We start from the raw sequence: 11,365 nt of genomic DNA on the forward strand, positions 1-11,365 counted from the left end.
GGGCTTGGAACGTGAATCAAAAAATAATCATGGCCATGGCAGTACTACTCATCTTAATTGGTGGAATAGGTATTTTTATTTTTTCCGGCGGTAAAAATGATGAGCAGGTTAACAACGTCAGTTCTCAAGTAGAAAAAAAGCCAGCCATAGAGCAAGTTTCTGTCAACTTCGCTATTGCTAAAATCGGACTGAAAGCAGGCTCTATTATTACCGAACAAGATATAAAGATAGAAACCGTCTTACTGGAGCCAGGGCATTGGTTGGTGGAAGAACAAGAGGCTGGTCAGTTGTTTATGGTTGGTTATGTCACATTAGATAATATCAATGCGAATAGCCGTATACGTACCAGCCAAGTTGCTATGCCAGGTTCTCCTGCCTATTTATCGCAAATGGTGACACCAGGGTATCGCGTTTATTCATTCAACTTGAGTGAACAACAAATCTCACAATTAGCGACAACTAAAGCAGGCGAATATGTCGATGTTTACTTTCGCTACAATATGATTATCTCGGGATATAAAACACAGATTTTACAGCGCGTTGAACCTGAAATCCGTCGTATCGGGAATTTTAATGGAACGAAAGTTCTGCCGATATTGAGCGCCAAAAAATTATTGTATATGGATCAAAATGGTAGCAATGGCGTGGTATCCAATATCAATAAAATGATGAGCAAGGATACTAAGGGAGAGAATAAGAACGTCACGAAACCTAAACCTGAAAGCCATGCAAAGCTGTACGTGGAATTAAGTGATCATGATATTAAGAGATTATATACCCTTGATCCTTATGGTGATTTCATCATATTCCCAGCCAGTTTTGCCAAGAATAAAGCAAGCTCTACAGATGAAACTCTGCCGGAGAATATTCGTCAATTAAAAGGGAAAAAAGGATAACTTATGGAAAATAACTTCCGGCAATATTTGGGTTATTCCAAATATTTACCCACACGAATCCTGACCGCTTTGACCGTAATGACACTGATGGTAGGTGCTGCTTTTGCCCAAGATATCTATATGGAAAAAGGTGAAGCCCGAACCCTAAAAGTGAATGCAGCTGTTGATACGGTTTTTATATCTAATCCTGATGTTGCCGACTATGAAGTCATTGATGAGAAGCAAGTCGTTATATTTGCCAGAGAAAATGGCCGAGCAAGTCTTGAGATTTATGGTGGAGAGAACAATGCCACGCTAATGACGATGAACATTGTCGTCGATCCTCTGTTAGGCAACATTAAAAAAGAGATGGCTGAAGAATACCCCGGCAGTGATATTGATATCAAAAAATACGGTGAAGGCTATGTGTTAACCGGTACCGTGCCGGATGAAGATGCCAGAGAAGGTATCTATATGACGATTGGTCAAGCTCTTGGACTCAAAAGGAAAGAGACTGATCTCAAAATAAAACCGGGTTCAGTCAGTTCAATCGGCGGGGACAGTGGCGGTGATACGTCGATCGATTTTATGCAAAAAGTTGTTTTTGAAGGCTTGGTCAACCGCCTGAAATTACCGGCAACAAATCAGGTCAACGTCAAATTGACTGTCGTCGAAGTGACAAAAACCTTTATGGACAATGTTGGCGTTGATTGGAGTAATGCCGGATTGGGTGCAGGCCAATTTAGCCTAACCAAATTCAGATTTGATGCCAATTCACTGAATAGCCTAATTTATGCCATTAAAAATGACTCTATTGCCCGCATCTTAGCAGAACCAAACTTATCGGTACTCTCGGGTGAGACCGCTGACTTTTTAGTCGGTGGTGAGATCCCTATTGTCACAACCTCAATGGCGGGTTCCACCATTACTTATAAAGAGTTTGGTGTGAAGCTAGTGATTGCCGCAAAGGTAGAAAGTAATAACAAAATAAAACTTAACCTCAGTGAAGAGATCAGTAGCTTGGATGGACAATATGCTTTAGGCGATCTCAATATCCCTAAATTACGCTCCCGTAAGGCTAGAACGACGGTTGAACTGGGTGATGGAGATAGCTTTGTGCTCGGAGGCTTATTAAATGAAAATGAAAAAGAATCGCTCTCTGGCATTCCATTTATTAGTGATATTCCGATACTTGGCGCGTTATTCCGACGGACGGGCGCTGAACGCGAGCGCACTGAATTAGTCGTCGTAGCAACGGTTAATCTGGTTAAACCCATCTCTTTCAATAAAGTGGTTTTACCTAATTTTGTACGCAGTAATCTCGCAGAACGCTTCTTCAATATCAGCGCTATCCGCGAATCCAAATCCCGTAAACAAGTGACAGAGTTCCTTGATAAGGGAGGCTTTGCACAATGACAACTAGCCGGTGGTTAACGACGAGATTACTGCTTTTATCATTAGGGATAACGAGTTTCTCGGCCCCGACGCTATCAGCAGAAAACCCATCGCAATTGATGAGCCGAGTGTCTGACCATACTCTTTATGCCAACACCGTGATAGACCGAGAAATCTTGGTCGGAGAAGTGCTGCAAAATTACCGGAAATTGAGTCATGCCGTGATATTGATTAGCGGGTATCAGCCTGCTTTTAATCAATTGGCTTACGATATAAGAACTCAGCTCATATCAGCCAATATTCCGCCAACGTCTATTTATCTGCAACCGAGTTCGACGGGGTATGATATGCGAAATCGTGGGCTAATAACGCTATCACTAGAACAATATCGCGTTGCGCAATATACCTGTAACTATCATAGACAAGATTATCAATACCGCGACAGAGATAAAGTAGGTTGTAGCGTCGATAACCTACGTAATTTAAGCATTATCAATAGAAAATGATTTTCTCTATTTGTCATCATTAACAGGTATCTTAGAATGCTATTATTCTCTAATAACGATAAATCAGAGACATCCACCGACAAAGAGGCTATCGTTCTTATTTCAGCACGGACTTCATGGATGGATGAAGTCAGTAGTCAATTAGTATTGAAGAACGTTATCCATATTCAAAGGATTACTGAAAATTTTCTTAAAATAGAGTCATTGGATTTATCTTCGACAATCCACACTGTGATTATTGACATTGAAAACGCAACAGACACACAAAAAATAATCAATAAAATCAATACGATTCTGGTTAATACCGCAAGTTGCCTAGTCGTTGGTGACAGTGACTCAATCATTTTGTCGCAACAGTTTGTGCAATCTGGTGTGCATTATCTTCATTATCCCTCGCAACTCACTGATATTGTTGCGCAGGTCAAAAGTGCACGGTTAGAATTTAGCAATAAGCGCTCAGCGATAAAAATCAGTATTTTGGGATGCAAGGGGGGGATAGGAACATCGACGATCAGTTATCATCTTGCACAATATATTGCCATTAATAATCGTGTGCCTGTGCTACTCGTTCAAGGGCATGGTGGTTCTCAGGATATGGACATTATTTCGGATCATATTCTCGATCATGACATCACCGAAGTGACAGATTATCTTTCAATTAAGAAAAATGGCGGTGAGATAACACCAAACTTCCATGACCCATTATTAGAACGCTACAATTTTTCTATTTTTGATTATGCTGTTTTTAATCTGGATAAAGAGAAAATTGAACATATTTTGAATTTCTCTGATTGCGTGATTTTTATTATCAGCCATGATTTAGCCTCCCTGCGAGTCGCTAAATTATCGCAAGAAGTAAACCGCTTTTTACAAACGGTAGGAAATGGTGTTAAACGCGAATTTACCTGTTTGAATCAGACAAAATCCACTGGGGGGACTGCACTATCCCTGAGTGACTTAACGGCATTACTCAGTAATGAGATATCTACGCAAATCATTTATCAGCGCCCGCCCAACGATCCATCTAAGCCGCTTAGATTACAGGGAAAATCGGCAGAATCCTTAAATATTCTGGCGCAAAAAGTGTTAGGCCAAAAACCGATGTCACGTAAAAATATCGGCAATTTGTCTGGTCTCATACAACATTATTTTAAAAAGTAGGTGGGATAAGGTCGTATGGAGCGCAGTGACGAACTGAAAGAGACACAACGTATTGTCCGCCAACAAGTATTGGATACGATAGATGTCGACCGCATAGATACACTGATCACTAATCGGATGGCATTGTTGCGTGAAATTATCGCCATTGTGCAAAGGATCAGTCAGGCGACGAACCGTTATCTATCAAAGGAAGAGACGGAAAAACTCAGCCATGCTATCACGGATGAAATTCTTGGCTTTGGCCCTATGCGTGAACTATTAGAAGATGAAACTGTTAACGATATATTGGTCAATGGCCCAGATAATATCTTTGTAGAACGGCGAGGAAAGTTAGAAAAAACGAAATTAACTTTTCTAGACAATGAACAGCTCACCGATATCGCGAAACGTTTAGTCGCCCGAGTCGGACGCCGTATTGATGAATCACAGCCATTAGTCGATGCTCGCTTGCATGATGGTAGCCGTTTGAATGTGGTGATCAACCCCATCGCATTAGATGGCACCTCAATTTCAATCCGTAAATTCAGCAAGATTTCTAAAACATTCAAAGACCTGATTAACTACGGCACCCTCGATGAAAAACTGGCCAATCTATTAATTGTGGCCGCGAAGTGCCGGATTAATATTGTTATCTCCGGCGGGACGGGGTCCGGTAAGACAACGTTAATGAATGCCTTATCCCAACATATTTCATTAGATGAACGCATTATTACTTTGGAGGATGCCGCTGAGTTACGGCTATTACAGCCCCATGTCGTTCGGTTGGAAACCAAAATGGCCAGTATCGAAAATACCGGCAAAGTGACAATGCGTAACTTGGTCATTAACGCCTTACGTATGCGGCCTGACCGGATAATCATTGGTGAGTGCCGTGGTGAAGAAACATTTGAAATGCTACAGGCAATGAATACGGGTCATGATGGTTCCATGACCACCTTGCATGCTAACACTCCGCGTGATGCCATTGCCCGTCTCGAAAACATGGTCATGATGGCAGGATTAAGTCTGCCGGTTGAGGTTATTCGCAGAAATATAGCCTCTGCCGTCAATATGATTATCCAAGTATCACGGATGAATGATGGCAGTAGAAAAATCATGGCCGTTTCTGAAGTCATGGGTATCGAAGGTGAAATGGTGGTTATTCAAGACATCTTCCGTTTTGTGACAGAAAATGCCCGTGACCAGCAAGGTAATATCGTCGGTAAATTTGTCTGTTACGGCCTTTCTCAACGCTCCGTTTTATATACACATGCTCGTCTGATGAATCTGGAACATGTGCTTAAAATGATTTTTGAGGGGACATAATGACTAAGTTGTATGTGTTAATTATGTGCTTTGGCGTACTGATGCTTTATTTAATTGTCAAACGCTGGCAAGCCATGCAAAAAAGCACCTCAATCAATGACGCCAATAGCATGATTAAAGTTATGCTTAAAACGAACCCACAGCAGCAACGTCGGCGTCAATTTGTGCTGGGTGCTCGTGGTTTTATACTCAATTACATCGATTTATTCCGTCATCGCCAAAGCCGAGTATTAGGCCGTAATATTTTGTTAATGCTAGCAACTGCCGTCATTTGCTTTGCTTTAAACCATTACGTCTTTCATCAAGCCACTTTGGTGATCCTTCCTGCTAGCATGCTTATTGGGCTGCTCGTGGTCGATAAAGTTGAGAAGACTATTTTACGCAAATCTTTTCAACAAATATTCCCAGAAGCACTGACGGTGATTAATGGCGCGATCAGTTCAGGAAATAGTATCGTACAAGCATTAGCTGATTGTTCACTCATTATGCCAGAGCCATTGGGAGAAGAACTCGGGCGAGTTAGCCGCCGTCTTAATGTAGGGGAATCCCCTGAAAGGATATTTAAATCCTCCTACCGTCGTTTGCCTTATAAAGAGTACTACTTTTTTACCATTGCTATTCTCGTCAATATGAAAAGTGGTGCAAAACTACGAGAAGTTTTATTACGTTTAGGCAAAACCGTCGCGAATGCCCGTGCTATGGAGAACAAAAAATTAGCCATGACCGCTGAAGCACGTATGTCTTCTAAAATAACAGCCATTATCCCTTTTATTTTTCTCTTTAGCTTACAGTTTTTAAGTCCAATTAATTATGACTTTATTATGAATGATCCTGAGGGGATAAAGATCCTCTACTATTTTCTCGGTAGCGAGTTTATTGGCATGATGATTGTGCTCTTTTTGATGAGGAAGATATAGCCATGATGATGTCTTTTAGCCTCTTAATGTTGCTCGGTGTCTGCATTTTTATTTTCCAGTTTATTAAGCGTCAACAATTGACAAGAGCAAAAAATAAAATGGTGGTTTCCATACAAGAAGATAGCACCGACATCCCTGATAATTATCAGAAAATTAATACTAGGACAGAGTCAATCATTGCATCCGGAAATCGTTTTTTATTTTTAGTCCGAGTTTTTGATGAGAAAGGTTTAGGCAAAGTTCTTTTCTCCCTATTTTTAATTGTGCTTGCCATGATGGCTGACGAGTTCCTGAAATTAGAACTTACCAGCAAGGATTTGATGGTTACATGCTTAATCATTATTATTGCTGTGATTCTCATCCCAGGGATTGCACGAAAATATATTGTTAACAGCCGCATAGCCAAGATTGAACAGGATATGCCACTGTTTGTTGATCTCTTGGCTATCTGCGTACAATCCGGTTTAACCATCGAAAGTTCATTAAAATTCTTAGCTGAAAATGTCGGTGATATTAATGATAACTTCGTGCCATTTCTGGATCGTCTCGTCAAGAAAATTGAAGTCAATGGCCTTGAAGCCGGATTAATACACTTACAAAAAGAGTTACCGAGTCGAGAAGTCAGTATGTTGTGTGTCACTTTGCAGCAAAGTCTGCGCTATGGCTCATCAATATATGAATATTTAATGGAGCTTTCTTCCGAAATGCGGGAATTACAACTGCTTAAAACAGAAGAAATCATCGGTAAACTTTCTGCGAAAATGAGTATTCCACTCGTTCTCTTCTTTATGTTCCCGGTCGTTATTATTATTGCCGCACCGGGTGTTATGCGTGTTATGTCTCAGGGGTAATTTATGTCTATATTCACACGGATAGTCTTGCTTTCATCTATTTTCTTATTGGCCGCCTGTCAGTCACATTCACCTTCCTATAAATTTGCGGGCAATAGCGATTACCAATCCAAAGATAGTGCTGAAAAAGAGTATGTTTTACAACAGGCTAAAAATTATAGTGGGCTAATCGAAGTCTATAAAGCACGCCTTAAAAACAGCGAGGATAGAAGCACACGATTTAAGCTCGCTGAGTATTACTATCAGGTGAATGACTATAACTCTTCGGTGCATTACTTATCGCCACTGTTACAAAATGCTCCAGATGAACACGTTTACCTATTACAAGCTAAAAATCTGGCAGCGCAACGTCAATATAAATCAGCCATTAACTTTATCAATATGGCTATCAATAAAAACCCGAAATCAGGGGAAAGCTATAATACAAAAGGCATTATTATGGCGGAAAATGGGCAATTAGTCGAAGCAACTCGAGCCTTTGAATCTGCACGTAATCTCTATGTCAAAGATGAAATAATTAATAATAACCTCGCAATGGTTGAAATTTTCTCTCAACGATACGAGTCCGCAGTGCGCTATTTACTTCCGCTCTATTTACGCGGTTATAAAGAACAAAACTTAACGCATAATTTAGTCTTTGCATTGCTTAAAAGTGGTGATTATCGCTACGCCAAAGAAATTATCGAGATGGAGAATATGGCTCCTTATCCAGATACCTTGGTCGAAGCGTTGGCTGATGTCACCGTTCAGCCTTATTCGCCTAGCGCCAGCAATGATAAGGTTGTTGCCATAAATAGCGCAAAAACAACTTCAGCCTCGTTTGTGCCGGCGACACCGACTTTAATCAATACTGGGCCAACGAGCAAAAAACAGTAATTCATTATTTGGCAGGCCCTCACCTGCCATCTCATTTTTGTCAAATTGGCATAATATTTCTCAGAGGCAAGTAATGATATGACCTATTTAAAACTATTTTTTGCATTCATTATCACGGGAATACCTATCCTCGGTTTCACGCAACCCAACCAAGTATTACTGTTTATTGACTCAAAGAATATTCGCCAGATCGAGCTGGTTGAAAACATTAATCGAGAACTGCAGCTTAGCCCGACGTTGAACACAGGTATAGAGCTTCAAATCATTGATATTCAAGGTGGGATAGTGCCTCGTTTTAATGCGTTGCGCTACCGAGTTGATACCGAAGGGGAATGGGTTGTGAGATACAAACCACGTAGTTTGCCTTGGTTAATTTGTTCCGCACAAAAGAAATCGCCACAGGGGTTTTCAATATCAAGCCATGATGCTATTCGACGCTGTTTAACTTATTAATTCATAGCTCACAATTCATACCCCTTAACGTTAAAAATATGCGATTAAAACTCAACGCGGGATGGCCACGTCTTATCATTAGGTTAGGGGAATTGATATATTAATAATATGGCGACAAAATGGTACCTGCCTCACAAATTAGTAAAGTACGTGCCGAACTTCTTTTATCTTTGCATCAGCGATGATATTGTCTTTCATGTGACATTATTAGGATTGTAACTGTTCATCAGGCAAAACCTAAGTTTCTGTTTATTAGGCATCAAGCTAAATAGGCGGGTACTTAGGTTTTTTTTTGTTTGTCATTTATGTCACAAGAATGAGCGAATGGATATTAATAAGACAACACCGAGGATCTTTACCATGAAAAAAACAATCATTTCCACTATGTTACTGCTGTCCCTCTCAGGGGGTGTTCTGGCTGCGGATGACCACTATTTAACCTATGAAAAAACACCGGATAGCTTAAAGTTATTACCGCCTCCCCCCTCATTTTTAAGTGTCGACTTTTTGAGAGATAAAGCCTATTACGATGAAGGTAAATCGTTACGCAATACCGTAAGAGGGAAGCAAGCTTATGACGATGCTGATGTGAGTAAAGACAGCTTACTGAATAACTTCTCTGAGGCTTTTGGTCTGAAAATTACCAAAGAAAAAACACCTCAAATATATACGTTGATCTCCACCATGAAAGAAGATGCTGGTGAGTATGCGACCCGCTCGGCTAAAAAACATTATAACCGCGTTCGTCCATTTGCATTTTTCAATGAGGCAACTTGCCGACCAGAAGATGAGAAACAACTGTCGACGAATGGATCTTATCCCTCTGGGCATACCGCCATTGGCTGGTCCGTCGCACTAGTATTGGCCGAAATCAATCCCGCTCGTCAGGATGAAATTCTTAAACGTGGTTATGAGCTAGGAGAGAGCCGTGTTATTTGTGGTTACCATTGGCAAAGCGATGTTGATGCCGCTCGTATGGTCGCTAGCTCCGTTGTTGCCACCCTGCATACCAATGCTGATTTCGTCTCACAGTTGGCAAAAGCAAAAGAGGAAATGAAGTCAGTCAACCTACAGGCTAACAGTAAGAAATAAAGTGTTCTGTCGTTATTGACGATACTCAAACAAATAGCCGGCGGTGATAAGCTTAATCCCACTTTCGTGACAGGCGTGGCATATAAAAACTTTTCATCGTCGGCCATTTTAAGTCATATGACAAATTGACTTAATGCTCATCGGATTGAATATCAGGCCCAATAAACCAGCGCAAAGAATTGTTAATGCTGTTAAAGGTACAATGCACCTTCCCTTCTCTCTCCAATGTCAGCAACATCGTACGTGTCGCATAAATACTTTCATTACATCTGTCTGCTAACTCCCGCGTTTTCGGCCATGACTCAGGCGGAGGTAATTGTGTTAAGGCATAGGCACCCTTGCTTGCTGAACATAAGCTCTGCAATTGTGATAGCATCATTTCTTTTCTAGCACGATATTTCTTAGATTCACTTTTCATTTTATTTTAAATAATAGAAGTTAATTAATCCAATAGCAGGACGGATGAATCGTCGTTCAAACTGATATTGAAGAAATAGCAGTTCTCCGCCCACCGGTTCATTACTCTGCTTAAAACGACTTGCGATTCTTTTTTTCTTACACGGTCACAAGATATATCTTGATGGATTTTCAAAATGCGCATTATGGATAAGCGAGGATAAAACGGGCAACTGGGCTAAATTCACCCACAGTTTCCATGTCCACAACCTGCTCAATAGAGATCGGATCAGTGGCGCATTGAGTTGCTAATGTCGGTATCGAAGAAATCGAATTTCTTTATTGCTTGTTTTTATCTCTCATTCTCCCAGTCATTTCTTCAAACCTATAACATAATAGATTTCGATCAATTATTCTGTCAAATTGATTTTTGAAAGCTCCAAACGCCATCAAAAACAATATAAATAGAATATTATTCCAATTTATTTTTTCGAGCGATTCTATAGCTCGCTTACTTACCAATTAATAGTGTGATACTTCAGTTTTTAGCGATAAGACAGATTAACTTCCGCGATTATTTAAAATAAAACCCATTGAGAAAAATAGATTTAAATCACATTAACTCACTGTCTGATTACTTGATATTAACAAAACAAGAAAACATAGGGACAGATGAGACGTGTGATTTGCGACCTATTGATTTTCACATAGGCTACAATTCTCAAAATACTATATCCATCCGGTTGATATTCTCATCGCCGAATATCAGCAGTATGCTGGTAAGCATAATGAGAAATATCTCATTAATTAAGTTCAGGTATATGGCTTAATCAAATTATGACGCGTGAGGATTTTATTTCCTCGATATAGGGTCCCTTATCGGGGCCCTATATCGATTTTACGCGCAGAATCATCAAGGTAAGACGGGTGTGAAAGTGACCCCAAGACTCCAATTATCATTGTTATTCAGTGTGACAACCACAGTCGACATCCCTGGGTTAGTACTGGTTAACGTTGCCATCGCAATTCCATCCGCGCCGGTCGTGCCAATCACGGTGGTCACACTTGCACCATTATTCGCACTGAATGTAACGCTCTGACCCGCCACTGGATTACCGCCAGCATCGGTGACGATTGCTTGCACACTATTCGTCGCCGTGTTGTTAGCCGGTGCATTATCGGCGGTGACTCTCAGATTCGCAGCGGTGATCGTTGCCGTATGACTATCAGCAATAAACTGAGTATTGACCGTTGTGCTGGTGCCATTGACCGTGGCGATCACAATAGTCTCTCCGGCTGTGCTGTTGGTTAACGTCGCGGTCGCAATCCCATCCGCGCCAGTCGTGCCAATGACGGCAGTCACTCTAGCACCATTATTCGCACTGAATGTGACGTTCTGACCCGCCACTGGATTACCGCCAGCATCGGTGACGATTGCTTGCACACTATTCGTCGCCGTGTTGTTAGCTGGTGCATTATCGGCGGTGACTCTCAGATTCGCAGCGGTGATCGTTGCCGTATGACTATCAGCAATAACT

General features: G+C 41.0%; 12 protein-coding genes. 10 read left to right on the top strand and 2 right to left on the bottom strand.

Annotation, left to right across the window (positions count from 1 at the left end; genetic code table 11):
- Window positions 1–11: 11 nt before the first annotated feature.
- The 10 genes from BN68_RS14415 (at window position 12) to BN68_RS14455 (ending at window position 9,431) form a co-directional block, all read left to right on the top strand.
- Window positions 12–896, top strand: a complete 885-nt coding sequence (locus BN68_RS14415; RefSeq protein WP_019211869.1) for a hypothetical protein — start codon at window positions 12–14, stop codon at window positions 894–896.
- A gap of 3 nt (window positions 897–899) precedes the next feature.
- The gene (locus BN68_RS14420; protein WP_019211870.1) at window positions 900–2,291 is read left to right on the top strand and encodes a type II and III secretion system protein family protein; all 1,392 of its coding nucleotides are present in this window, start codon (window positions 900–902) and stop codon (window positions 2,289–2,291) included.
- Window positions 2,288–2,776, top strand: a complete 489-nt coding sequence (locus BN68_RS23965) for a hypothetical protein (protein ID WP_145579323.1) — start codon at window positions 2,288–2,290, stop codon at window positions 2,774–2,776. The genes BN68_RS14420 and BN68_RS23965 overlap by 4 nt, the downstream gene beginning before the upstream one ends.
- Window positions 2,777–2,896: 120 nt before the next feature.
- A complete protein-coding gene (locus BN68_RS14425; protein ID WP_145579322.1) occupies window positions 2,897–3,937 on the top strand; it encodes a hypothetical protein in 1,041 nt (346 codons plus the stop codon).
- A gap of 15 nt (window positions 3,938–3,952) precedes the next feature.
- The gene (locus tag BN68_RS14430; protein ID WP_019211872.1) at window positions 3,953–5,242 is read left to right on the top strand and encodes a CpaF family protein; all 1,290 of its coding nucleotides are present in this window, start codon (window positions 3,953–3,955) and stop codon (window positions 5,240–5,242) included.
- Complete coding sequence (locus BN68_RS14435) at window positions 5,242–6,159, top strand: type II secretion system F family protein (RefSeq protein WP_019211873.1); 918 nt, start codon at window positions 5,242–5,244, stop codon at window positions 6,157–6,159. Before BN68_RS14430 ends, BN68_RS14435 begins: the two co-directional genes overlap by 1 nt.
- A 2-nt stretch (window positions 6,160–6,161) precedes the next feature.
- Window positions 6,162–7,010, top strand: a complete 849-nt coding sequence (locus BN68_RS14440; protein WP_019211874.1) for a type II secretion system F family protein — start codon at window positions 6,162–6,164, stop codon at window positions 7,008–7,010.
- A gap of 3 nt (window positions 7,011–7,013) precedes the next feature.
- A complete protein-coding gene (locus tag BN68_RS14445) occupies window positions 7,014–7,886 on the top strand; it encodes a tetratricopeptide repeat protein (protein WP_019211875.1) in 873 nt (290 codons plus the stop codon).
- 78 nt (window positions 7,887–7,964) lie between these two features.
- Entirely contained in the window at window positions 7,965–8,339 is a 375-nt protein-coding gene (locus BN68_RS14450) for a hypothetical protein (RefSeq protein ID WP_019211876.1), read from the top strand.
- 384 nt (window positions 8,340–8,723) lie between these two features.
- On the top strand, window positions 8,724–9,431 hold the full coding sequence (locus BN68_RS14455) for an acid phosphatase (RefSeq protein WP_226720693.1): 708 nt from the start codon (window positions 8,724–8,726) through the stop codon (window positions 9,429–9,431).
- A 130-nt stretch (window positions 9,432–9,561) separates the two neighbouring features.
- Here BN68_RS14455 and BN68_RS14460 read toward each other — a convergent pair whose 3' ends face one another.
- Window positions 9,562–9,849: a FaeA/PapI family transcriptional regulator gene (locus tag BN68_RS14460; RefSeq protein ID WP_042806768.1), complete on the bottom strand. Its 288-nt coding sequence runs from the start codon at window positions 9,847–9,849 to the stop codon at window positions 9,562–9,564.
- An 891-nt stretch (window positions 9,850–10,740) separates the two neighbouring features.
- The coding region (locus BN68_RS14465; protein WP_196796400.1) for an Ig-like domain-containing protein at window positions 10,741–11,365 on the bottom strand (625 nt) is incomplete at its 5' end.

Origin of the sequence: Yersinia massiliensis CCUG 53443, from assembly GCF_000312485.1 — a bacterium.
Lineage (GTDB): Bacteria > Pseudomonadota > Gammaproteobacteria > Enterobacterales > Enterobacteriaceae > Yersinia > Yersinia massiliensis.

Excerpts from the sequence above, each read along its gene's own strand:
- BN68_RS14430 (WP_019211872.1), top strand. The coding sequence starts at position 3,953 with ATGGAGCGCAGTGACGAACTGAAAGAGACACAACGTATTGTCCGCCAA.
- BN68_RS23965 (WP_145579323.1), top strand. The coding sequence starts at position 2,288 with ATGACAACTAGCCGGTGGTTAACGACGAGATTACTGCTTTTATCATTA.
- BN68_RS14420 (WP_019211870.1), top strand. The coding sequence starts at position 900 with ATGGAAAATAACTTCCGGCAATATTTGGGTTATTCCAAATATTTACCC.
- BN68_RS14440 (WP_019211874.1), top strand. The coding sequence starts at position 6,162 with ATGATGATGTCTTTTAGCCTCTTAATGTTGCTCGGTGTCTGCATTTTT.
- BN68_RS14425 (WP_145579322.1), top strand. The coding sequence starts at position 2,897 with ATGGATGAAGTCAGTAGTCAATTAGTATTGAAGAACGTTATCCATATT.
- BN68_RS14450 (WP_019211876.1), top strand. The coding sequence starts at position 7,965 with ATGACCTATTTAAAACTATTTTTTGCATTCATTATCACGGGAATACCT.
- BN68_RS14445 (WP_019211875.1), top strand. The coding sequence starts at position 7,014 with ATGTCTATATTCACACGGATAGTCTTGCTTTCATCTATTTTCTTATTG.
- BN68_RS14455 (WP_226720693.1), top strand. The coding sequence starts at position 8,724 with ATGTTACTGCTGTCCCTCTCAGGGGGTGTTCTGGCTGCGGATGACCAC.
- BN68_RS14435 (WP_019211873.1), top strand. The coding sequence starts at position 5,242 with ATGACTAAGTTGTATGTGTTAATTATGTGCTTTGGCGTACTGATGCTT.
- BN68_RS14460 (WP_042806768.1), bottom strand. The coding sequence starts at position 9,849 with ATGAAAAGTGAATCTAAGAAATATCGTGCTAGAAAAGAAATGATGCTA.